Source organism: Treponema primitia (assembly GCF_046533075.1).
Classification (GTDB): Bacteria; Spirochaetota; Spirochaetia; order Treponematales; family Breznakiellaceae; genus Termitinema; species Termitinema primitia_B.
This window is the reverse complement of the sequence record NZ_JAJQRB010000009.1, coordinates 47,302-69,756: the sequence shown is the minus strand read 5'-3', so window position 1 is coordinate 69,756 and position 22,455 is coordinate 47,302. Positions and strand designations below refer to the sequence as shown.

The window sequence follows — 22,455 nt, the reverse complement described above, 5'->3', positions numbered from 1 at the left end:
CCAGCGAGGAATTCCTTATGTGCTCGGTTGGGGATGCCCCTCCCTCCGCCCGCCAGCGCCGGCTAAACAATGCGCTAAACTTAGTTAGGCGTTTCCGGCTCCTGGAAAATGCGCTCAAACACAGGCTAGTCGTACAGGCGCTGGTGGAGCCATGCGCCTACGAGGCACGGGAGCGCGCCTTCAATTAGTATGGAGTGGGGTGGCAGGAGGGAAAAGCCTGAGGGGACCCTCTGGGCTAAACTTGACCCACAAATAAGAAAAACCGCAAAGTCGAAGAAGTCGAAGAAAAAATGAGGAGGGAAATACCGAAAAATCTCATGTTTTTCCCCCTTTCTTCCCTTTCTTCGCCTTCTGCGACCTCGCGGTTAGAAATTTCTTCGTGATAAGTAATCATCATTGATTTGTGGGTCAAGTTTAGCCTCTGGGAGGTCCCAGGTTTTTCCCGGGAGGGCGCGAAAGTTGCATGAATTTCGTTTTTGTAGTATCATCGGGCTACTATGACCATACGAGACCGTTACGCGCCATCCCCTACGGGGCTTCAGCATATAGGGGGGATACGAACCGCCCTGTTTAACTACCTTTTCGCCCGCTCTAAGGGGGGGCGCTTTATACTCCGCCTGGAGGATACGGACCGGACCCGGTATGACGAGGTGTTCGTCAAAAACCTCTACGATACCTTTTCCTGGCTGGGTATCCATTGGGATGAAGGCCCGGATGTGGGCGGAAGCTCTGCCCCGTACATACAATCCGAACGGTTTGGGCTGTACAAAAAATACGCCCTGGAACTGGTGGAAAAAGGCCGGGCCTATTACTGTTTCTGTTCCGCAGAACGGCTGGACAAAATCCGCGCTGAACGGGAGGCTGCCCATTCAAGTGAGTCAGGGTATGACCGGTACTGCCGGGACATTCCCCCGGCGGAAGCGGCGGCGCGGGCACTGGCCGGGGAAGCCTATACTATCCGCCTTAAAATACCCCTTGGCGAAACAACCAAGTTCCGGGATCAGCTTCTGGGGGATATCGAGTGGAAAAACGATGATGTAAGCCCCGACCCGGTGCTCCTCAAGTCCGATGGCTTCCCCACTTACCACCTGGCCAACATTGTGGACGATCATCTCATGGAAATTACCCACGTGCTCCGGGCCCAGGAATGGCTTTCCTCTACCCCCATGCACGTAATTCTATATAAGGCTTTCGGTTGGGAACACCCGGTGTTCTGCCACCTCCCCATGGTGATGGGTCAGGACGGCAAAAAACTCAGCAAACGCCACGGCGCTACCAGCATTGACGAGTTCCGCCGCCATGGCTATCTGCCGGAGGCGCTGCTCAACTATGTGGCCCTCCTGGGGGCCTCCTACGAGGAGGGCAGGGAAATCTATACCCCGGAGGAATTGGCGGAGCGTTTCAGCCTGGACAAGCTCAACAAGGCCCCGGCGATCTTTGACTATAAAAAACTGGAATGGTACAACGGCCAATACATACGGATGAAAAGCGATGAAGAGCTTGCCGCCCTGGCCCTGCCATACAGTATTGCTGCGGGTCTTTTCGGCGAGGCGGGAACGGAGCCCGGCGCGGAACAACGCAGTAAATTTATCGCCGCCATGCCTTTGATCAAGGAACGGCTTGTGTTCCTCCACGAGGCAGCAGAAAAACTGCGTTACCTGTTCGGCGAACCGGCGATTCCCGCAGCGGAGGAATTTATCCCCAAAAAGGCGGATCTGGCCCAGGCGATCCGGCTTTTGAAGCTGGGCCGGGAACTGGTAAAGCCCCTGGCCGAATCGAATGACGAAGAGGCGGAGGCGATTATCAAAGCTGCGGCGGAAAAAGCGGATGTAAAACTTGGGGATCTCCTGATGCCCCTGCGGGTAGCCATTACCGGCTCGCGTGTCAGCCCGCCCCTCTTTGGCTCCCTGCGTATATTGGGAACGGAACGGGCGCTGGCACGGGTGGACGCCGCTCTTTCCGGCTTAGGAGCTACATAAGGGGTACACCAACAGCCAGCCCAAGGGAGAAGGAACGGTAGTCTGCGTCAAAAGCATCGGTTAGGAGAAAATCAAAGGTAAATTTTGCTTTTTTCAGGGCCGGGATGGATCCAAAATTGAGGCGAAGCCCCGTATTCAGGGTACCCCGGTACTCTGAATCGGCGCCCCAGGGATTTGCTGAATAAGAAAAGTTTGAATAGTCTATGATCCAGTGGAAAAATTCCGGTATGGCCTTGGGGAAGATGGTCAAGTCAAAGCCCATGCCAAAATCGAAATTAAAGTCCTTCTGTGAAACATCATGATCATTGTTAAAATTGAAGGTCTTCCCCAGGGCCACCGTAGTTTCCGCGGGCAGGGTAAAGAAAGTACCCTCGTAGGTTACGGCTGCATAAAGCTGAAAGGTTTGGTAGCTAAATTCTTTATTCCCCAAATTCAGGGCCTGGAAATTGCCGCCCAAGGCTACATCGGTGGCCGCTGCCGGCAGCTGAATCTTAAAACCCGTAATCAGATCGGTGTTGCTGTCATTATCATCACCGGGAAGATTATAGGATGGCTGAAAATCAAAGGCAAGGAAAAGCTCCGCCCACTTAAAAAACCCGGCGCCAATCTTGGCTATATGGTTCAGACCAACATCATCGTCATCGGTGTTTAGCAAATTCGAACTGTTAAAGTAATTATGTTCCGTTGCAATGATGGTATGGTACCCAATATCCAGGCCTATCTTCGTATCATTCGTCCAACCGATCCGTCCGGTGGGAACCGTATACAGGCCGGTGGCTCCGGAAAGACTCATGGCGTTAAAAGACTCGGCCATGAGCGCCGGGGCAGACAGGGCAATAAGCAGAAAAACTACCAGGACATTCCGTTCAAACTTCATCGTTGATTCCTCCATAACTTATAGTAAAATTGAAAGTTCCTCAAAGACACTTCCAAGATCTTCAAATTTCATAAACGCATACCGGTCCATGGGGGTTTCCATGTTATTAACGATAACCAAATCCCCGCCCCGGCGCTGGGTAATCTGGGGAATAGCAGCGGCGGGATAGACCGTGAGGGTTGTTCCCAGGACCAGCATCAGATCCGCCCGGGACGCTTCGGACTCGGCAGACTGGAGCGCCAACACCGGAAGGGCTTCCCCAAAAAAGGTGATCGCCGGCTTGAGAACCTCACCGCACTTTTTACAGCGGGGAAGCTCTCCGGCTTTAACCACGGCGGCGGCTTCGTCAAAGCCCATAAGGTCGCCGTCTTTTTCCGGCAGACCGGCGCCCGCCGCAGCCAGGGTCTCCACCCGGGAAAGGTCGGAACAGTGGAGACAATAATGTACCGACGGAGAGCCGTGGATTTCGATCACCCGTTTGCTCCCCCCCTTCTGGTGGAGGAGATCGACATTCTGGGTAATAAGGCTCTTCAGAAAGCCTTTCTGTTCAAGCCGGGCCAGGGTTTTGTGCACTATGGAAGGTTCCCGCTCATGGACATTGTAGATAAAGTCCGCCGAAGCTTTGTAATAGAAAGAAGGATCACGGTGAAAATAATCGATATCGAAGATCTTCTCCGGGGGAAATACCGCATCCTGGTCGTTGTAGAGACCGTTTTTTCCACGGAAATCCCGGATCCCCGACAGGGTACTAACCCCGGCGCCGGTGAGGGTTACAAAATACTTGGCGGCGGAGATACGCTCAAAAAGCAGGGCAACATCCTTCTTTATATCTTCGGACATGCATACTCCTGGAAGAGCTTAACCATACCGGGCCGGTTAAAGAGGACCACATACTTCCGGGCGCTGGCCCCAAGGCTGTCGGGCTCATCAACATTGGCCCCCGCCTTAAGGAGCAGTTCTACTGTGGGCTCGTCGTTAAGCCCCACAGCAATAATGATGGCGGACTGGCCGTCCTTGCTCTTAACATTCACATCGGCGCCGGCATTGAGGAGATCCCCAAGAATATCACTGTGTTTTCCCAGGGCGGCGTCGATAAGGGCGGAACCGCCGCGATCCCGGGCCAGGAGATTTACCGTGGCGCCGTTCTTGAGGAGCAGCTTTACAATCTCCCGGGCGCCGGAACGGGCGGCAAGACAGAGCAGGGGAACCCCGTTTTTGTCCAGGGTATCCGCTGAAAACCCGGTCTGGAGAAAAAGTGCCGCCGCTTCGTCGTTTTTTTCCGCGATACAGCGCCCCAGGGAATCCGCCGTAACCGGTATGCCCTTTTCCAGCAGGCTTATCCGCGCCTGTTTCAGGGTATGCTCCCGGGTCCACTCCTCCGCTTCCCGGGCCAGATAGGCCAGAAACTCCGCATCGGTTTTAAACAGGGCCAGATCCTTTGTAAGCTGCGGGGCCAGGGAAAGGGCGCCTTCCCCATAGGACACCAGGGGCAGATGGGCGCCGCGGGCAAAGCCCGCAGCAAAACTAAACCAGGAAGGGCCGGAAGGACCAAGGCCGGCGGTATTGGGGAAAATCGCCATCACATGGGTGGCATCCGCAAGGGCTTCCCCTAAATGGGGTTCCCCGGACTCCCAGGCCCCTTCCAGGAGCAAAGCTTCCCCGTTTATTTTCTGACTTTTTATCTGCTTAAGCAGATCCCCGGCAATTTTCCTGCCATCCCCGTCGTGGAGCATCACTATTTTCACCATAAACCCCCTCTTGTATTACAATATGTATTACATCTCTCGATTATAGGAAAGCCCCGCTCCAATGGCGGTGGTATATTCGGCGTCCACGGGATACTCAAAATGTACCGCGTACATAACGGTTATGGCATCCAGGATTTTCTTGCCGATAGGATTATGGCTGCCATTCCCGGTAACGATAACCCGGTCCGTACGCTTGCTCTTGGCCGCGAAAACCGAAAGCATACCGATAACCTGGAACACCATGTTCACCAGCCCCATGGCTATATCCTCGTTTCGCGCAGTATCCAGCATCTTACCGAAGTTGGAGGCCGTGGCTTCCCGGTTCAGGAAACTCAGGTCCATATCCATGATATCTTCCATATTAAGATCCACCTGGTTAAGGTTTCCCAATTCCGCCTGTTCCATGATACCATTAAAATCCGATGTGGAGATCAACTTCTTTGCCAGGCCGAGTATGGTCCCCCCCCCTACTCCGGAGCCGCCCATGTGGCTTATGGAACCCTTCCGGGCGTCGATAATCGCCGTACCGGTACCGATATTGGTGATCACAATATCGTCCTCCCCGGAAAGGAACATACCCCCTATACCGATGGACTGAATTTCGTCCACCCGCTGGGTAGGAATCCCAAAAAGGTCGTTTTTTATTTTTGAAGCCCCCGCGCCGGTGATCATGATCCGCTTGATGTCCCCAATTTTATAATCGTTTTCCATTAACATCTTACCAAAAGCACCGGTGGCGGAGGTTACCGCATCCATGGCCTTGGTTTTAATTTTTTGTATCTTTTCCCCCGCCACGATGGAAACCGCCTTGGTGGTGGTACTGCCTATATCTATCCCTATGATCATAGGGCATTGTAACAAAAAACCGGTATATATTGCAATTAACAAATGCTTAACATATACTCCCGCTGATATGTTTTTTTTGTTCTGCTTCCTTCTTACCCTATTCTCCTGTACTTCGGCGCCTGAACCCGTGCTGCCCGAGCCTGTGCCGCCGGAATCTGTGTTGTCCGAATCTGTGCCCCAGGATACTGTGGAAGCGGTAACAAACCGGGACAACCTGGGGGAGGAAGAGGAGAAGGAGGAGGAATTCTTCACCTATGGGGAAATTCCTGAGAACGCCGAAAATCTGCCAATTCTGAATTTTACCGAAGTATGGGGGTACCTGATTGCAGGCCGGGAGCAGGCGCTCAAGCTTAATTACCCCCTGTCGGACCTGGTTTATTTTGGAGCCGAAATTGATACCTATGGTAAGCTTACGGACGTTCCCAACCGGCGAAAACTCGGCCGTTTTCCCGGGCGTGTCCATCTGGTAGCAGCCTGTAATAGCCGCTCCCTGGCCCACTTCATCCTGGAACCGGAAAGCGCGGTCCACCGGCAGTTGGTGGAGGATCTCCTGGAAGCTGCGGGGCCCTACGACGGCCTGCAAATCGACTTTGAGCTCATCCCCGCCAGGGATGGGGATAGGTTCCTTTCCTTTTTACAGGAACTGCGGAATGGCCTGGGGGATAAGCTGTTCACCATCGCCCTGCCCGCCCGGCGTAAAACCTTAAGCGATGATGTTTTTGATTATCAGAAGATTAAACCCCTGGTGGACCGGATATTTGTGATGGCCTACGACGAACACTGGTCCACCAGCGAGCCCGGTTCCATTGCTTCCCTGGGTTGGTGCCGTTCCGTTGCGGAGTATGCCCTCAAAACAGTGGGGCCCGAAAAACTAGTCATGGGGCTGCCCTTTTACGGCCGTACCTGGGGCAGCTTCAACCCCTTTAGGGCCTACTTCCACTCGGGCATCGAACGGATCAGGAGCGAAAATGCCATTACCGAAGTCGTCCGGGAAAACGGCATCCCCACCTTTAGCTACGAAACCACGGTAAAGGTTACGGTCTATTACGAAGATATCTATTCCCTCAGCTTCCGGGGCGGTATGTACCGGGATATGGGGGTTAAGGCCATAGGCTTTTGGTCCCTTGGTCAAGAAGATTCAACTATCTGGAATTTCCTCAAGATTACCGAAAAAGACGCAGACTCAAACTCATAAACTTAAAAAGTTTCAACCGCAAAGGTGCCGAAGGCGAAAAAGGATAGGGGAAATAATCTAATTCATTTGTGTTTGTATCATTATTGTTTATTTTTATTTGATTGTATTGCATATAATTGAATTTTACTCTATAAATAAACAATGTAATAGAACGAAACCAAAAGGAGTTATGAAATGAAGAAAGGAAATGGAAGGATTTTTAAGGTAATATTGGCTGCCGTACTGTTTAGTATGGTCTCGGCAACGGTTTTTGCCGGCGGCGGGAAAGATAAGGCCGCAACCCCGACTCCGGCCCCAGCTGCAGCCCCGGCCGCGGTTCAGCAAAAAGAAGCCCCGGTCACCATCCTGGTGGCGGCGGCGGCTTCCCTGCGGAATTCTTTTGAACAACAGCTTATCCCGCAATTCCAGCAGAAATACCCCTGGATCACCCTGGAGGGGACCTACGACAGTTCCGGCAAGCTCCAGACCCAGATTGAAGGGGGCCTTGGGGCGGATGTATTCATGTCCGCCGCTCCCACCCAGATGAACAACCTGATAAACAAGAGCCTGGTTTCCGGTGATACCGTAAAGCCCCTGCTGGAAAATAAAGTGGTTCTGATTAAACCGGTGGGAACAAGCACCCCGGTTACAAGTTTCCAGAATATTACCCTGGCAAAAACCATCGCCCTGGGCGATCCCGCCAGTGTACCCGCGGGCCAGTATGCCAAAGAAGCCTTTACGAATCTGGGAATTTGGGATGCGGTGCAGGCTGCCAACCCCAGCCTGGGAACCAACGTTACCGAGGTCCTCAACTGGGTAGCTCAGGGCAGCGCCGATGTGGGGGTAGTTTATGGTACCGACGCGATCTCCGTCAAAACCGTAGAGATCATCGCGGAAGCTCCGGCGGGCAGCCATCAGAAGGCCATCTATCCCGTAGGGATCGTGGCGGCCTCCGCTCATCCTAAGGAAGCACAATTACTGGTGGACTTCCTCGCCTCCCCCGAGGGGCTGGGGATATTCAAGAACTTCGGGTTTTCCGCTAATAATTAAGTAATGAATATATCGCCCATACTGATATCCATACGAACTGCCACGGCGGCGATTGTGGTGACCTTTTTTCTGGGGCTCCTGGCGGCTAAACTGGTCGCCGGGATGCGCCGGAAGGAATGGAAAATGATATTGGATGGTCTCCTCACCCTGCCCCTGGTCCTGCCCCCTACGGTGGCGGGATTTTTTCTGTTGTACATCTTTGGAGTACGGGGACCGGTGGGGAAATTTTTCCTCGATTTTTTCAGTATCAAAATTGCCTTTTCCTGGGGGGCCACGGTCCTGGCGGCGGTGGCTATCTCCTTTCCCCTGATGTACCGTTCCGCCCGGGGCGCCCTGGAACAGGTGGACCAGAATCTTATCTACGCGGGCCGGACCCTGGGCTTTTCGGAATGGCAGATATTCTGGAAGATAAGCCTGCCCACCGCCATGCCCGGAGTTGCCTCCGGCGGTGTCCTGGCCTTTGCCCGTGGCCTGGGTGAATTCGGCGCCACCGCCATGATCGCCGGAAACATTGCCGGCAGAACCCGCACCCTGCCCCTGGCGATCTACTCCGCAGTTTCCTCCGGGGACATGGACATTGCCTATAACTATGTGCTTATCATTGTGATCTTTTCCTTTGCGGTGGTAGCCCTGATGAATTACCTTACCGTACAAGAAAAGCGGGTTAAGTAATGAGCATTAAGGTCTCACTCCGCAAACGATTGTCCCGTCAGTTTCAGCTTGAGACGGAGTTTGAAAGCCGCGATGGCTGCCTGGGTATACTGGGCGCTTCGGGCTGCGGAAAAAGCATGACCCTCAAGTGCATAGCCGGTATTGAGCGCCCCGACGAGGGCCACATCTCCGTTAACGGGCGGGTCCTCTTTGACTCCGCCACGGGGATCAACCTTAAACCCCAGGAACGGCGGGTGGGCTACCTTTTCCAGAACTACGCCCTCTTCCCCCGGATGACCGTATTGGGCAATATCATCACCGGACTGCCGGGCCGGCGGAACGAAAATACCGCCAAAGCCCGGGTCTGGCTGAACCGCTTCAGTCTTGAGGGCCTGGAGGATCGCTATCCCGCCCATCTTTCCGGAGGGCAGCAGCAACGGTGCGCCCTGGCCCGTATGCTCATCCGGGAACCGGAGGTGATACTCCTGGACGAACCCTTCTCTGCCCTGGACACCTTTCTCCGGGAACAGATGCAGCTCCAACTCCTGGAACTGCTGGGGGTCAATAGGGATATCATCATGGTTACCCACAGCCGGGACGAGGTCTATAAGATCACCGATGAACTCCTGGTGATGGACAATGGCCAGTCCCTTGCCCAGGGGAATACCCGCCGGCTTTTCCTGAACCCCGGAACCGTACTGACCGCCCGTCTTACGGGATGCAAAAATATTTCCCCCATTACCCGGACCGGGGAGCGGGAAGTATACGCCAAAAACTGGGGCCTCACACTCCGTCTGCCCCAAGAAACTTCGTTGGAAACGCCGCGAAGGATCACCCACATAGGTATCCGGGCCCACGACTTTGTTCCGGTTTCAGGCGACGCCGATCCGAAGGGTCATAACCGGGTACGTATCAATGTTACCAAGCGCTCCGAATCGCCCTTTGAACATATTGTCCTCTTTACCAATGCCGATGCCCCGGGACCGGAATCACGTGAAGAGTTTTGGTGGTTGTACAGTAAGTATGTTGATAGTATAATACCTGAATGGCTCTTTATTCCCCCGGAGGCGATTCTGCTCCTGGGTGAGGATACGCCATAGGAGGGTCGGTATGAAAATTAGTGCACGGAATCAGATTAAGGGGAAAGTGATAAGTATCAAGGAAGGGTCGGTAAACGGTATTGTCGTACTGGATATCGGAGGGGGGAATAGGATTTCCTCTACTATTTCTTTGGACGCTATCAAGGAACTGGGGCTTAAGGTGGGGGGCGAGGCTTATGCTATTGTTAAGGCTACTTCGGTGATGATCGGGATTGATCACTGAAACCACAGGTTTCTGAAACCGTTGGGGTATAATACCTTCATCGGAAAAACGCCGGTGGGGTGGGGAATCCCCAGCGCGGGATGCTTGTAGAGTCCGCTTCCGCAGCCCCGCTGCGCGGGTCTACTACAGCGGGGAATTCCAAATATCCCGCGCTGGGGATTCCCCACCCCACCGGCGCCTGTGCGCGGAGGGTTTAACTCCGGCTGTTTCACTTCACCATACGAAACGGGGTCGGGGAATATCTCGCTGGTATGTCAGTATTTGACAGGGCAATCTGGGTATATTATTGATGTGCTTCAGGATTTAGGGGGAAATATGGAAATGGATGCTGTATCAGAACAAACCTTATTCGATTGAGGTGAAAGTTTTCCTCAAATCAATTAAATGTAAATATAAAAAAATTGAATATTAGATTTTGAATTGAAAGCGGGGGTACCTCTACAGCCTTGGGTCCACTTCTTCATTTTCCAGGGCCAATACCGCAAACACACACTCATGGACCCGGTGCAGGGGATCTCCGCGGGTAAAGCGTTCCAGGGATTCCATGCCTAGGCTGAATTCGTCCAGGGCAAGGCGGCGTTTCTTTCCCAGAGAACGGCTGCGCAGGCGGTTGAGCCTTGCGGGTTCGGTGTACTCCGGGCCGTAGATTATCCGCAGGTACTCCCGGCCCCGGCACTTTACTGCAGGCTGGAGTATGCCATCCTTGCCGCGGGCGATGAAATCCAGGGGCTTTACCACCATGCCCTCGCCGCCCTTTTCGGTGAGCTGCCGCCACCAGGCTATTCCCGCTTCACGGGAAGTGGAATCGCTCAGATCCACTGTTAGATGATTGGTGGAGATAAATATCGTATCACTGCCGGTCATATACTCCCGTATTACCTCAAGGTGGCGCAGATGGCTTTCACTGCTCCAGACCTTGCCTTCGGTGGCCAAAATGTGAAAGGGGGCGACCCGGTAGTCCTCCACCGAATTAACCGGCCAACAGTAACGGTGATAGGCTTCGGTGTATAGTTTAAGGTAGGTTTCCCGATCCCGGAATTTCCCTAATACTCCGGCAATATCCATGCTTTGCGGGCCATGGTTTTCCGGCGTAGTGTTGATGTTATCATCGGTGGTATTCGCCATATCGGAAAGAGCCTGCTCCAAAGCAGTAACCGCTTCCCGGAGTCCGCTTTTGCCGGATCGGCCAGTGGGCGCGTATTGTTCAACCAGAAGCTGCCGGGCTTTGGCGGACCAGGGCATAAGCTCTGTGTCCAGGCATACCCAACCGGTGGAGAAGGCCTTCCAAAAGCCGGTCCTGTCCAATACCTTTGCGAGACGAGAAAGGATAAGAGACTCAGGTGAAGCCGGCACTCCTTCCCCATCGCCTGAATTTATTAATTCTGTGGGGTCAAAAAAATGTCGTCCTGTCCGGGTATAGATGATACCGGTGGGGCTTTCAACGGAATCTCCGGCGGCTTCCGTAAAGTCATCCATACCAAAGCCAAAACGATTCCGGGCAGTTTCAGTATTTCTGCAAAGCACTATCACCGCCCGGGAACCCATGTGCTTTTCTTCACAGATAACCTGTGATACTCCCTGATTGGAAAAATAGTCAAAGGCTTCTTCGGGATATTCCAGATATTCTTCCCGTTTGCTGGTTCCGGAGGGAGACATGGTAGGGGGAAGGTATATAAGCCATCGGGGGTCCGCAGAAAAACGGCTCATGATTTCCAGGGCATGGGAACTGCTCTCGGCGCTGATAGTGATCTTCCGGTTAAGCCGGGTATTGATGTTCCGTTTCCCCAGCACATCGGCGATCATAAGCTCCCCAGTGTAAGCTGCGGGTGTTTCCTCCGGGTCTAAAGGCTTTACCGGCGCATAGTATTCCTGCTGTGCCTGTACCTCGGCATATTCTCCTTCGGGGTAGCGGTAGGCGGTAAGCTTGCCGCCAAAAACGCAGCCCGTGTCGATGCACACCGTATTGTTCAAGGGGCGGACTTCCCGGGAAGGGATATGGCCGTATACCACCAGGGCCCGGCCTCGGTAATCCTCCGCCCAGTTGAGCCTGACCGGCAATCCGAACTCGTCGGTTTCCCCGGTGGTTTCCCCGTAGAGGCAGAATTCTCGAACCTTACCTGAACTGCGACCCTGGAGCTTTTCCGTAAGTCCCGCATGGGAAACTACCAGCCTTCCCCGATCCAGCACATAATGACTCACCAGGCCGTCCAGAAAAGTTATCACCTGTTCGATAAATTTCGGCTGTTCCTGTTCCAGTTCCGCTGCCGTAAGCGAAAGGCCGTGGTTCAATTTGACATCGGCCCCCCGGAGTTTACGCAGCAGTTTTACGTCGTGATTTCCGGGTATGCAGAGGGCGGTTCCCGCAGAAACCATGTTCATCGCCAGTTTTAGTACAGCCGCATTTTTCGGCCCCCGGTCGCAGAGGTCCCCAAGAAAAACTGCCCTGCGCCCAGCGGGTGGGATGGCGGCATGGGCTTCCCGGTCCAGGGTATAATCCATCTTTTCAAGGAGGGCGCAAAGTTCATCGTAACAGCCGTGAACATCCCCGATAATATCAAAAGGACCCTTTTCATCCCGCTTGTCGTTCCAGAGCCTGGTCCTGACAATCTCCGCCGCTGCCGCCTCTTCCGGACTTGAGAGGACATACACATAGCGGAACCCCTCTTTTTGTAAACCCCGGATGCTCCGCTTCAGTTCCCGAATATGTCCCTTCACTACTTGCGGCCCGAAGTTACGGTCCGGCCGCTCCTTATTCCGTTCAAGACAGAGAGATTCATTCATATCAAATACAATTGCTGCTGCTAAAAGATTTTGTTCCCTGGCAAGGCGGAGCACCGCTTCCCGGGATTTTTTCTGCACATTGGTGGCATCGATGACCGTGAGTTTCCCTGCGTCAAGCCGTTTGTTGGCGATATAGAAAAGACTGTCGAAGGCTGCGGATGTAGCGCCCTGATCCGTTTCGTCATCCGAAACGAGTCCCCGGAAATAATCTGAGCTGAGGACTTCAGTGGCTTTAAATTTCCGGGCAAAGGTGGATTTTCCACTGCCTGAGGCGCCGATGAGGGTTACTACGCACAGTTCAGGAATAACTAATTGCATTTAGTAAATACTCCCATTTGGGTCGGCGCGCCCAGAATTTCGTCCGGGTCACCAATTTCCTCAATACGGAAAAGATACCCGTATCGGGCAGCGACCTTTTCCGCCCAAGTCCGGAACTCCGCCCTGGTCCATTCAAAGCGGTGGTCCCCGTGGCGCAGTTTTTCACTCCCCCCAAGGCCGGGATAGTTTTTATTGTACTCCCGGTTAGGGGTGGTAATCACCACGGTTTTCGGGGCGGCGCAGGAGAAAACCACCGAGGCAAAGGCGCCCAGGCGGTTTTTGTCCAGATGCTCTATCACTTCTACTGCCGCTACCGCATCATATCCTTCAAATCGCTTATCTCGGTAGATGACGGAACTTTGAAAAAGGGCGGTACGGTTTTTCTGCCCATCCTGACGACCTGTGTCCTCCGGCGTGATGATCAAATTAAGCCGCTCCCCTGCCCGCTCCAACGCCGAAGCTGACACATCAACGCCGGCTATCTTTTCAAAAGACTTTTCCTTCAATAATAAACGGAGCAGGTTTCCCTCTCCGCAGCCCAGATCCAGAATCGACTTGGCGCCGCTTTCCTTCAGCGCCCCCAGAACCGCCTCAAGCCGCCGGATGTTCAGGGGGACAAAGGGTGCGGCTTCAAAAGTATCCGCGCCGGTGGGTACAGGAACAGAAAAATCCGTAACCGCCGATTCCTCCTCACGTACAATATCCTGGGCGCCACCTTCGCCGTTGTCCAGCTGGTCCAGGGCCATCCGGGTATAGCGGTGCAGCTTGTTGAAATAACGGCGGGTGATAAGGGCCTTGGCGGGATGATTTTCCAGCCATCCCTCGCCATGGCGCAGAAGTTTCTCCACCTCATCATCCCCGATCCAGTAATGCTTGCGGAGATCAAACACCGGGATAAGCACATAGAGATGCCGGAGCAGGTCACGGAGCCGCTTCTTCCCCCGGAGATACAGGTTCACATAGCAGCTCTGCCCCCAGAGGGGATACTCCTCATCCAGCAATTCGGCAGTAAAGCTGATTTCATACCCCAGTGGGCCAAATATCCGTTCCAGTAATTCTGTATTCCCCCGACAGGGCAGCATTATTACCTGCACCGTCAGATCAAGCTCCGCCTCAGCAAGCTCAGGCCGTTTTTCACAGCGCCCACCCAGGGCGGTTCCGTAGACCCGGGAAATGGCGGTACTCATAAATGAGGAACTCACATAGGGGCGGTCGTTGACATAGTCGAAGAGCCCGCCATCCCTGGACCCAATTTTCCCCCTTGCAAGCTCCAGGGGATCAATATCCAGGAGCAGGGCTGCGGTACAGCTATCCTGCCGGACTTCGGGGTAAAATACATGAGCCTTCCCCATGGCAAGCTCCACAGTCTGGGGCCTTCCGGGGTTTTTGTGGAGCAGATACCCCAGATCCGGGGCATTTTCTCCTTTATAGGTAATGGTTAACAACATATTGGTTCCCTGTATAGTTTGTCAGAAAATGCCGGGTTTGAGAACAGGCATATCATCAACCGTAAGGCCGTAGATTCCCGTAAATAGAATCGAATAGGAAACCCTATTATGCCATAATATCTATTATTGTCATAATAAATTGAGGGAAATCCTCAAAATTCTGCTTGACCAATCATCTCAATCCGAGTTATACTATAAGTAACATACCTGCTAGGCCTATACCGGACGAAAGTCTGGCAAGCACACTCGGCGGGTTTTTTTATATTCTATGGCAAAACAACTATATGTTAAAAAACCCCTATCCGTCTCTGATCAAATAACCCTAATCCAAAGTCGGGGCTTGGTCGTTCCTGATACGGCTAAAGCAGAACGATACCTTGCCAATATCAGTTACTATCGCTTAAGTGGGTATATGTACCCATTTTTGGATGATCCGGTTCAGCATAAATTCAAGGCCGGGACTGCCTTTGAGGATGTTGTAAACCTTTATAAGGCGGACAGGGAGCTGCGGCTACTGGTATTTGCGGCAATGGAAAAGATTGAAATTGCTGTCCGGGCACAGCTTATAGACCGCTATTGTGTTAGTTCCGGCGATCCATTTTGGTACGAAAAACCGGCTTGTTTTAAAAACCCGCAGGAACACCGTGAGCTTTTACAAAATATTAAGACAAGTATCAATAGGTCTACAGATACGTTTGTCGGGCATTTCTACAGCGTTTATTCAAACCCCAATCCACCGTCTTGGATTACCTTTGAAGTTCTCCAAATGGGGCAACTTTCAATACTTTACAGCAAGCTTGCGCCATCCCCTGAAAAGAAGGCTGTTGCTGCTTACTTTGGCGTTATGGAGCCGGTTCTTATTTCGTGGCTTCACTCGCTTGTCTATGTTCGTAAGGAGTTAATCGCCCAATATTTTTACTGAATTTTTTCTTTTTTAATCCCTCAAAAACATGACAATTTACACATTCACGCTTCCTTAAAATACCCCTTAATCTGTCTTGATAGCGCAATACATTTTTTCAGGCCAAGACCGCCTAGAGCGCGCGGTACTCATAAATGAGGAACTTACATAGGGGCGGTCGTTGACATAGTCGAAGAGCCCGCCATCCCTGGACCCAATTTTCCCCCTTGCAAGCTCCAGGGGATCAATATCCAGGAGCAGGGCTGCGGTACAGCTATCCTGCCGGACTTCGGGGTAAAATACATGAGCCTTCCCCATAGCAAGCTCTACAGTTTGGGGCCTCCCGGGGTTTTTGTGGAGCAGATACCCCAGATCCGGATCGTTTTCTCCTTTATAGGTGATGGTTAACAGCATATTGGTTCCCTGTATAGTCTATCACTCCGGCAGTATCCCGCCTCCATACAATATATCACCTTTCACAATATTACTTCCGTCCATAAGGTTAAGGGCCAGTTTGGCGGGGGTGTATAGCAGCAGGTTGCTTATAAGCGTAGGCCTGGATTCCAGTTCTTCCAGCGCTACGTCATTTTTTACTACCTTAACATGGTCATTATAATAAATATTATGCCTGTTTTTTGTCAACACTTTCTTATTATTCTGTATAAAGCAATTTTCTATTGCTTCAACAGTCTGCCCTCTGCATAAAAACTGCACTTCGTTTTTTGGCGTGCCATCGGATATGACAAGAGACGGTAGGAAATATGATCCGCATTCAGGACAGCAGAACCTGGTATCTCGTCGGTATTGATCGGCCTTATCCCTAAACGCCGTATCTAGTTTGGGATTTGAATAGTATTCTGACAGTTCTTTAAAGGAGAAAATTCTGTTACAGTTGGGACAAACCGAATAATTTATAAGCTTAATCCGTGTATTCGGGATTCCGGAATTTATCAGACCCTGCTCCTCGTTTTTCGTTTCAATATCAGAAAGAATGTTTTCACCAGCCCTTGAACGAAAAAAACTACACATGGGTACTTCATTATGAAAAAAACCATAAGGTTTTTCCGGATATTCCGGTTTGCTTGTAAGAAGGGAGTCAAACATGTCGGTCAAATCGATTGAATCGCCAATGAAATCTTCACTCCAGTTTGGCGGACAAGAGATAAAATTTTTGATATTGCCTTCTACTTCGCAATTTTTTATCAATGATCTAATAATTCCAAGGATTTCCTGCTGTGATTCTTCGAGGTCTTTTAATCGGGCAGGGCCTAAAAAATCTAAATATTCTTTGTTTGCCGCTACTGTGCGTTTTGACATATTCCGAAATATTTTATTTACAACTAAATCATCCGCAATCTTAAGAGCTTTTGTCAGAGTTTGAGGATAGACCTTCTGTAAAACCTTCTGCAAATCCCGGTCACTCAATTTGGTTATATTATTGAGTGTAAATTTTGGTGACATTTCATACACAGTCTATATTTCCTTTTTAACCTATGTTTTCCCGCCGAAAAACAGGAATATTTAGTCGTATTTTTTCATAACTTCTTCTATCCCTATATTAACATAAGAATTCAATAATAATAAAATCATCATTTGGCTTTGCCTTTCCTGTATTGCAAGCACCGCTTCTTTTTGTATGGTTTTCAATATTTTTTTATCAGTGTCTGTTTCAAGATTCACAATATTGGTTAATATTTTATTAACTATTTCAGCATCAAAGCCATCAATAATTAATCTTGTGCCAAATTCCAGTATATCCCTTTTATAATATTTTTTGAGATCTATCATTTCTTCCAATGATAAAAAACCTTCACGGTGAACCTTTTCAGCTAACAATAAGGCCTTCTCCACGATGGCATTATATTCTTTTGAAAAATCATCGACTTTCATATTTATATCTCCTGAGAAAAAAATAAATTCCTAATCAGATTCCTGTGATTTCTTTGCAAATATGGCAAAAATGTTTCAAAACTGGTTTAAATAAGGTTTCCATGGTTTCCATACTCTATAATATAGCATATTGATCTGTCATATAATGATAGGTGATAAAAATATTTTTTGAACAAGTGGACCTCACAATCCTGTAATATGGTCCATAATATCCCTGAAAGTACAAATATTTAAGTAATATGACCATAAAACCCTTTAATAATTCATGGTAAACCCTATAGATGTCTCCTTTAGTCCATTAAAAATTCGTTTAATATCATTGGATTGGCAGGCATTATCAATATCAATAGCCAGTATTTTATTATCATCAGAACGCAGGATGGACTGTATTTGAATCCGTTCGAATATTTTACGAACAACACGGGCATTTGAAAAGTCTTTATCTTTATTTTGCACCACCCTTGTAAGCAATGACAAGATAGATTTTTCTGCTTCGTCTTCCAGAATCAACTGGTTTTTCGCAGATAAATCTTTAAATATTAAGATTAATTCTTCAACAGAATAGTCAGGAAAGTCGATGTAATATTGCATTCTGTCACGCAAGCCAGGATTCGATTTTAGCATTTGATCCATTTTATCAGTATAGCCCGCCATGATACATACAAAATCCTTGCGATTGTCTTCTAATCGTTTGACTAATGTGGCTATACATTCATGACCAAAATCCCTGTCAGAATCACTATACACTAAATTATATGCTTCATCAATAAATAAAACGCCACCTAATGCCGTATCTATTTGTATTTTAGTTTTTTGTGCTGTATCACCGATGTGTTCGCCAATCAACCCGCATCTATCTGTTTCAATAAAAATATCCTTTGATTTTAGTATGCCATATTGAGCAAATATTTTTCCTATAATGCGCGCTACAGTTGTTTTACCGGTACCGGGATTACCGCGGAAAACCATATGGAGGCAGGGAAGAAAATCTTTACCTTTAATTTCAACTATACGGCGAATCTCGCTGATTTTTTGCTTAACTTCTGTTAAACCTATCAAATTATCCAATTCCGATTGAATATCACAATCCTGATCCGGACTATTCTTTGAGGAAGTACCCGTCTTTATCTTCCCATCATTAAATGCTGATTCTCCAATATGAATAAGCCCGGCTGGTAGATTAATGCTTGTTAAACTATCGCATCCACAAAAAGCATAATCTTCAATATGAGTAATTGTCTGGGGTAAACTGATATTTTTTAGATTCTTGCATGAAGCAAATGCACATCTACCGATATGAGTTAAACTTGCCGGGAGTGCAATATGTTCAATATTTTTACAATCATTAAATGTACCATAATTTATATTTGTGATTTTTGCGGGCAAATTAATGCTCCTTAAAGATTTACATCCTGAAAATACTGAATTCCCAATATACTCAATATCCGCAGGTAGATTGATGCTTACCAGGCTTTCACAATATTCGAATGCACAATCCTTGATAAATATAATTTTAGGCGGTAAGTCAAGACTTACTAAATTTTTACATCCATAAAATGTTTCTTTTTCTATTTGGGTTAATTCAAAAGGTAGGATGATGTTTTCAAGTTTTTCACAATATTGAAATGCGGAACATCCTATAAAATTCACATTTGCAGGTATATCAATATTATTCAATATTTTACATCCAGAGAATGCCGCATTACCAATATATAAAAGATTTTCCGAAAGAATGATGCTACTTAAATATTCGCACTCATAAAATGCACAGTTATTAATACGGGTAATACTTTTCGGCAAACAATATGTCGAATGTTTTTTACCAGAAGGATAACATAAAAGAGTTGATTGTCCTTTATCAAGTAAAACACCACCATCATCTGTATACGAAGAATTATTTGAATCAACTATAATGTCTTCAATATTTTTACAACAACTAAATGCATTTGTACCGATATGGCCGACATTTGAAGGTATACTTATATTGTTTAAGCTCTCGCAAGAAGTAAAAGCATTATCTCCAATATGAGTTAGGCCAGAAGGCAAATTAATATTCCTTAATTCACTACAATTCCTGAATGCGTTATCCCCGATATGAGTAATATTTGAAGGTATGATAATATCAGTTAAAAGAGAGCATCCGCAAAATGTCGCATCATTAATCTGAGTCATATTTGATTTTAAATCAATGCTTATCAATTTAACACATCCGTTAAATGCATTATGGCCGATATGAATAAGTCCGTCCGGCAAGGTAATATTTACTAAATTCTTGCACTCATAGAATGCACTATTCCCGATATGGGTTATACTAACAGGTAAATTTATATTGCTCAGATTGGTACATTTATAAAATGCCTCGTCGCCAATATGGGTTATACCTAAAGGCAAAGTAATACCCATTAGATTTTTACAGCCATTGAACGTATTGTTGGCGATATGAGTAAGACCGGAAGGCAGGTTGATACTCATAAGATGCGTATTTCGCTCTGATTTGAACAGTGAATACGCAACACTTGAACAAAAATGTGAAATACTTGAACAGAAGTACGCAGGACTTGAACGCTGAATACGCACCATTTGAACACCAAAACGCTGACACTTGAACACCGATTACGCAAACATTTGAACACCAAAACGCGAACATTTGAACATCGATTACGCACCATTTGAACACTATGCCGCATATTGAGATAGAATTCCCCCGGGCGCGTTGCTGCCCAAGGGAGAATCTCATTATGAGGAGAATGGACATGGAAAAAGCGAAGGAAATCCTAAAGCTGTTCTGCGAAGCAGGATTGAGCCAAAGGGATGTGGCCAGTGCGACTGGGTGTTCACTGGGAACAGTGAGTGCCATCCTGGCACGGGTGAAAGGGGCGGGGGTAAAAGACCCCTTGGCGCTGGACACCAAAGAATTGGGGTCAATCGTGTATCCCCCTGGAAAGAATAACGGAGAGGACAAAGCCGAACCGGACCTCCCGTACATCGACCGGGAGATGAAGAAGAAAGGGGTAACCCTGTTTCTGCTCTGGGAAGAATACAAAGAGCAGCATCCGGAAGGATTTATGTACACCCAGTTCTGCAAGAAGTACCGGGACTACCGCAAGGAGAACAACGTCTACCTGAGGAAAGTATACAAGGCCGGGGAGCGGATGCTGGTAGATTGGGCGGGGCTCACCATGGCCTATACTAACGAGCAGGGGAAGGAATGCAAAGCATATCTTTTTGTGGCAGTCCTACCGGCAAGCTCGTATTTGTATACCGAGTCGTTTCGGGATATGACTTTGCAATCCTGGATCGAGGCGCATATCCATGCCCTTGAATATTTCGGAGGGACGCCGCATCTCATGGTCCCGGACAATGCCAAGACAGCGGTTGTCAAGGCAGACTATTATGATCCGGTTTTAAACAAGACGTATCGGGAGATGGCAAACTATTACGGGGCAGCTATTGTCCCTGCCCGGCCTTTAGCGCCAACCGATAAGGCTCCTGCGGAAACCGGAGTACAGATTGTGGAAAGGCGTATCATCGCGAAGTTGAGACACCGGCAATTGCTGTCCTTTGCGGAAGTACAGGAAGCGGTCAAGGCCGAAAACGAAGCCCTGAACCGGAAACCCTTTCAAAAGCTGCCGGGAAGCCGCCTGAGCGCCTTTCTTGAAACCGAAAAATCAGCATTGATGCGGTTGCCCATGCGGCGCTATGAGTTTGCCCAATGGAAAAAGGCAAAAGTCAATTTTGACTACCACGTTTCTTTCGGGAAAACCCTGTTTTACAGCGTTCCCTATCAGTTTGCGGGGAAAGAAGTGGACATTCGAGCCACTTCAAGCACCATTGAAGTATTCTGCGAGGGGGAACGGATTGCCTGCCATGTTCGCAGTTATGATACCCGAAGGCGGTATACTACCTGTAACGAGCATATGCCGGAGAAACACCGGGCGGTTACCGACTGGTCTCCGCAGCGATTTATCTCTTGGGCCGCAAAGACCGGTGAACAAACTAAGGCCTACATCACATGGCTCCTCGAACAGCGGGACCATCCCGAACAAGCATACAAATCCTGTGCCGGTATTCTCCGCCTTGCCGGGAATGTCCCTGCCGAAAGGATGGAACAGGCCGCCTCATTGGCCCTGACCCAAAATGCCTATTCCTTCAGGCATTTCAAGACACTGCTTGAAACGCTGGGGGAAGCATCCCCTTCCCCTATCCGGCATGAAAATCTCCGTGGCCCTGAATACTACCAGGAGGAAAGCCATGTTGAATAACGCAACTATAAACCAGCTTCACGATCTCCGCCTTCCGGTCATGGCCACAAAACTGAGGGAACAATTGGAACAACCGGATATAGCCGCACTCTCGTTTGAAGAACGGTTCGGCCTTTTGGTCGAGGCTGAATGGCTCACCCGCCATTCCAAACGTATTGAAAAGCTTATCGCCCATGCGGATTTCCGTTTCACCGCTCACCTTGAGGATATTGACTACCAGGGCAAGCGGGGTATTTCAAAACCGGATATCCTGCGCTTAAGCGCCGGAGGCTATATCAAGAAAAACGTGAACCTCCTCATCTCAGGCCCCACCGGGGTAGGCAAAACGTACCTTGCCTGTGCCCTTGGCAGAGCTGCCTGTTCCCAAGGAGTTCCAACCGTTTACATCAGAGTACCGGATCTTTTCCTCCGCCTTGCGGATGCCCAGACGGAAGGGAAGTATGGTTCCCTCAGAGACAAATTCACCAAAATCAATCTGCTGATCCTGGACGATTGGGGCCTGAGAAAATTCACCCTTGATGAAACCCAGGAACTTATGGAACTCGTAGAGCGGCGTTATGGCAGGGCCACAACAATCATTTCAGGCCAGCTTCCACACTCTGCCTGGCATGATCTGTTTCCTGACCCTACCTTAGCCGATGCGATTCTTGACCGGATTATCCATAACGCCTACAAGTATAATATCTCAGGCGATTCCATGCGGAAAGTCCTTGCGGAACGGGATCTCAAATCGTGCTAATTTAATAAAACAGCGCCATAGGCGCACCGCCCATATATGCAAAATTGGCGTGTATGGGCAACTCCTCATTTTGCGGCACAGTGTTCAAGTGTTGCGTATTTTTGTTCGTATATTTGCATATTAGGTGTTCAAGTTAAGCGAAATACGCATAAGACTTATGCACCCAGAAAATGCCCCGCTGCCAATATACTTTAAACTTACAGGTAAACTGATGCTTACCAGATTTTTGCATCCGGAAAATGCATTGTTACCAATATTTGTAAGATTCACGGGTAAACTTATGCTTGACAGGCTTGTATTTTTTCTAAATACAGTATCACCGATTTGCGCGACACTATCGGGGACCATAATATCGGTGTCCTTCCCGTTATATTTGATTAATGTCCCATTCTCATTAATTTCAAAATCAGAACTCATTTTCGCCCCCTTAATTTAGATGGATCCCTTTATTTAAGTTACAATATTAAT

20 protein-coding genes are annotated in these 22,455 nt (G+C 49.2%); 9 read left to right on the top strand and 11 right to left on the bottom strand.

Annotated elements, in window-relative coordinates:
* Positions 1-497 precede the first annotated feature (497 nt).
* Positions 498-1,979 (top strand): glutamate--tRNA ligase, encoded by a 1,482-nt coding sequence (gene gltX / locus LQZ19_RS02130; protein WP_411045987.1) that lies wholly within the window; start codon positions 498-500, stop codon positions 1,977-1,979.
* Here gltX and LQZ19_RS02125 read toward each other — a convergent pair.
* The 4 genes from LQZ19_RS02125 to LQZ19_RS02110 are packed head-to-tail and all read right to left on the bottom strand — an operon-like array spanning position 1,972 to position 5,450.
* Positions 1,972-2,871: a hypothetical protein gene (locus LQZ19_RS02125; RefSeq protein WP_411045986.1), complete on the bottom strand. Its 900-nt coding sequence runs from the start codon at positions 2,869-2,871 to the stop codon at positions 1,972-1,974. The genes gltX and LQZ19_RS02125 overlap by 8 nt on opposite strands.
* Before the next feature lie 3 nt (positions 2,872-2,874).
* Positions 2,875-3,696 (bottom strand): Sir2 family NAD-dependent protein deacetylase, encoded by an 822-nt coding sequence (locus LQZ19_RS02120; protein ID WP_411045985.1) that lies wholly within the window; start codon positions 3,694-3,696, stop codon positions 2,875-2,877.
* On the bottom strand, positions 3,681-4,604 hold the full coding sequence (locus LQZ19_RS02115; RefSeq protein WP_411045984.1) for an ankyrin repeat domain-containing protein: 924 nt from the start codon (positions 4,602-4,604) through the stop codon (positions 3,681-3,683). The genes LQZ19_RS02120 and LQZ19_RS02115 overlap by 16 nt, the downstream gene beginning before the upstream one ends.
* Positions 4,605-4,631: 27 nt before the next feature.
* Entirely contained in the window at positions 4,632-5,450 is an 819-nt protein-coding gene (locus tag LQZ19_RS02110; RefSeq protein ID WP_411045983.1) for a pantothenate kinase, read from the bottom strand.
* A 67-nt stretch (positions 5,451-5,517) separates the two neighbouring features.
* Here LQZ19_RS02110 and LQZ19_RS02105 point away from each other — a divergent pair, with 67 nt between their 5' ends.
* The 5 genes from LQZ19_RS02105 to LQZ19_RS02085 all read left to right on the top strand — a co-directional run bounded on the left by LQZ19_RS02105 (position 5,518) and on the right by LQZ19_RS02085 (position 9,648).
* Positions 5,518-6,645 carry a glycosyl hydrolase family 18 protein gene (locus LQZ19_RS02105; protein WP_411045982.1) on the top strand — a complete coding sequence of 376 codons (1,128 nt, stop codon included), beginning with the start codon at positions 5,518-5,520 and terminating at the stop codon, positions 6,643-6,645.
* Positions 6,646-6,819: 174 nt separating this feature from the next.
* A complete protein-coding gene (gene modA / locus LQZ19_RS02100; RefSeq protein WP_411045981.1) occupies positions 6,820-7,674 on the top strand; it encodes a molybdate ABC transporter substrate-binding protein in 855 nt (284 codons plus the stop codon).
* Positions 7,675-7,677: 3 nt separating this feature from the next.
* Complete coding sequence (gene modB / locus LQZ19_RS02095; protein ID WP_411045980.1) at positions 7,678-8,346, top strand: molybdate ABC transporter permease subunit; 669 nt, start codon at positions 7,678-7,680, stop codon at positions 8,344-8,346.
* On the top strand, positions 8,346-9,425 hold the full coding sequence (locus LQZ19_RS02090) for a sulfate/molybdate ABC transporter ATP-binding protein (protein WP_411045979.1): 1,080 nt from the start codon (positions 8,346-8,348) through the stop codon (positions 9,423-9,425). Before modB ends, LQZ19_RS02090 begins: the two co-directional genes overlap by 1 nt.
* Positions 9,426-9,435: 10 nt before the next feature.
* Positions 9,436-9,648: a TOBE domain-containing protein gene (locus tag LQZ19_RS02085; RefSeq protein WP_411045978.1), complete on the top strand. Its 213-nt coding sequence runs from the start codon at positions 9,436-9,438 to the stop codon at positions 9,646-9,648.
* 438 nt (positions 9,649-10,086) lie between these two features.
* On the opposite strand, the gene LQZ19_RS02080 is transcribed toward LQZ19_RS02085, so the two are convergent.
* Together LQZ19_RS02080 and LQZ19_RS02075 are read right to left on the bottom strand one after the other, a co-directional pair.
* Positions 10,087-12,747: a polynucleotide kinase-phosphatase gene (locus LQZ19_RS02080; protein WP_411045977.1), complete on the bottom strand. Its 2,661-nt coding sequence runs from the start codon at positions 12,745-12,747 to the stop codon at positions 10,087-10,089.
* A complete protein-coding gene (locus LQZ19_RS02075; protein WP_411045976.1) occupies positions 12,738-14,195 on the bottom strand; it encodes a 3' terminal RNA ribose 2'-O-methyltransferase Hen1 in 1,458 nt (485 codons plus the stop codon). The genes LQZ19_RS02080 and LQZ19_RS02075 overlap by 10 nt, the downstream gene beginning before the upstream one ends.
* 268 nt (positions 14,196-14,463) lie before the next feature.
* Here LQZ19_RS02075 and LQZ19_RS02070 point away from each other — a divergent pair, with 268 nt between their 5' ends.
* On the top strand, positions 14,464-15,117 hold the full coding sequence (locus LQZ19_RS02070; RefSeq protein WP_411045975.1) for an Abi family protein: 654 nt from the start codon (positions 14,464-14,466) through the stop codon (positions 15,115-15,117).
* A 66-nt stretch (positions 15,118-15,183) separates the two neighbouring features.
* Here LQZ19_RS02070 and LQZ19_RS02065 read toward each other — a convergent pair whose 3' ends face one another.
* The 4 genes from LQZ19_RS02065 to LQZ19_RS02050 form a co-directional block, all read right to left on the bottom strand.
* Positions 15,184-15,510 carry a hypothetical protein gene (locus tag LQZ19_RS02065; RefSeq protein ID WP_411045974.1) on the bottom strand — a complete coding sequence of 109 codons (327 nt, stop codon included), beginning with the start codon at positions 15,508-15,510 and terminating at the stop codon, positions 15,184-15,186.
* Between the two features lie 21 nt (positions 15,511-15,531).
* Positions 15,532-16,557 carry a FliG C-terminal domain-containing protein gene (locus tag LQZ19_RS02060; RefSeq protein ID WP_411045988.1) on the bottom strand — a complete coding sequence of 342 codons (1,026 nt, stop codon included), beginning with the start codon at positions 16,555-16,557 and terminating at the stop codon, positions 15,532-15,534.
* 60 nt (positions 16,558-16,617) lie between these two features.
* Positions 16,618-16,986, bottom strand: coding sequence for a hypothetical protein (locus tag LQZ19_RS02055; protein WP_411045973.1), 369 nt, complete (start codon positions 16,984-16,986; stop codon positions 16,618-16,620).
* Between the two features lie 255 nt (positions 16,987-17,241).
* A complete protein-coding gene (locus LQZ19_RS02050; RefSeq protein WP_411045972.1) occupies positions 17,242-19,458 on the bottom strand; it encodes a leucine-rich repeat protein in 2,217 nt (738 codons plus the stop codon).
* A 281-nt stretch (positions 19,459-19,739) separates the two neighbouring features.
* Between LQZ19_RS02050 and istA the strand changes: the two genes are divergently transcribed.
* Positions 19,740-21,248 carry an IS21 family transposase gene (gene istA, locus LQZ19_RS02045; protein WP_411045971.1) on the top strand — a complete coding sequence of 503 codons (1,509 nt, stop codon included), beginning with the start codon at positions 19,740-19,742 and terminating at the stop codon, positions 21,246-21,248.
* Positions 21,238-21,987 (top strand): IS21-like element helper ATPase IstB, encoded by a 750-nt coding sequence (istB, locus tag LQZ19_RS02040; protein WP_411045970.1) that lies wholly within the window; start codon positions 21,238-21,240, stop codon positions 21,985-21,987. Before istA ends, istB begins: the two co-directional genes overlap by 11 nt.
* 120 nt (positions 21,988-22,107) lie before the next feature.
* Here the strand turns inward: istB and LQZ19_RS02035 are convergent, their stop codons facing one another.
* Entirely contained in the window at positions 22,108-22,404 is a 297-nt protein-coding gene (locus tag LQZ19_RS02035) for a leucine-rich repeat domain-containing protein (protein WP_411045969.1), read from the bottom strand.
* Between the last annotated feature and the right edge of the window lie 51 nt (positions 22,405-22,455).

Coding starts and splice junctions, on each gene's coding strand:
- gltX (WP_411045987.1), top strand. CDS start 498: ATGACCATACGAGACCGTTACGCGCCATCCCCTACGGGGCTTCAGCAT.
- LQZ19_RS02125 (WP_411045986.1), bottom strand. CDS start 2,871: ATGGAGGAATCAACGATGAAGTTTGAACGGAATGTCCTGGTAGTTTTT.
- LQZ19_RS02120 (WP_411045985.1), bottom strand. CDS start 3,696: ATGTCCGAAGATATAAAGAAGGATGTTGCCCTGCTTTTTGAGCGTATC.
- LQZ19_RS02115 (WP_411045984.1), bottom strand. CDS start 4,604: ATGGTGAAAATAGTGATGCTCCACGACGGGGATGGCAGGAAAATTGCC.
- LQZ19_RS02110 (WP_411045983.1), bottom strand. CDS start 5,450: ATGATCATAGGGATAGATATAGGCAGTACCACCACCAAGGCGGTTTCC.
- LQZ19_RS02105 (WP_411045982.1), top strand. CDS start 5,518: ATGTTTTTTTTGTTCTGCTTCCTTCTTACCCTATTCTCCTGTACTTCG.
- modA (WP_411045981.1), top strand. CDS start 6,820: ATGAAGAAAGGAAATGGAAGGATTTTTAAGGTAATATTGGCTGCCGTA.
- modB (WP_411045980.1), top strand. CDS start 7,678: ATGAATATATCGCCCATACTGATATCCATACGAACTGCCACGGCGGCG.
- LQZ19_RS02090 (WP_411045979.1), top strand. CDS start 8,346: ATGAGCATTAAGGTCTCACTCCGCAAACGATTGTCCCGTCAGTTTCAG.
- LQZ19_RS02085 (WP_411045978.1), top strand. CDS start 9,436: ATGAAAATTAGTGCACGGAATCAGATTAAGGGGAAAGTGATAAGTATC.
- LQZ19_RS02080 (WP_411045977.1), bottom strand. CDS start 12,747: ATGCAATTAGTTATTCCTGAACTGTGCGTAGTAACCCTCATCGGCGCC.
- LQZ19_RS02075 (WP_411045976.1), bottom strand. CDS start 14,195: ATGTTGTTAACCATTACCTATAAAGGAGAAAATGCCCCGGATCTGGGG.
- LQZ19_RS02070 (WP_411045975.1), top strand. CDS start 14,464: ATGGCAAAACAACTATATGTTAAAAAACCCCTATCCGTCTCTGATCAA.
- LQZ19_RS02065 (WP_411045974.1), bottom strand. CDS start 15,510: ATGCTGTTAACCATCACCTATAAAGGAGAAAACGATCCGGATCTGGGG.
- LQZ19_RS02060 (WP_411045988.1), bottom strand. CDS start 16,557: ATGTCACCAAAATTTACACTCAATAATATAACCAAATTGAGTGACCGG.
- LQZ19_RS02055 (WP_411045973.1), bottom strand. CDS start 16,986: ATGAAAGTCGATGATTTTTCAAAAGAATATAATGCCATCGTGGAGAAG.
- LQZ19_RS02050 (WP_411045972.1), bottom strand. CDS start 19,458: ATGAGTATCAACCTGCCTTCCGGTCTTACTCATATCGCCAACAATACG.
- istA (WP_411045971.1), top strand. CDS start 19,740: ATGGAAAAAGCGAAGGAAATCCTAAAGCTGTTCTGCGAAGCAGGATTG.
- istB (WP_411045970.1), top strand. CDS start 21,238: ATGTTGAATAACGCAACTATAAACCAGCTTCACGATCTCCGCCTTCCG.
- LQZ19_RS02035 (WP_411045969.1), bottom strand. CDS start 22,404: ATGAGTTCTGATTTTGAAATTAATGAGAATGGGACATTAATCAAATAT.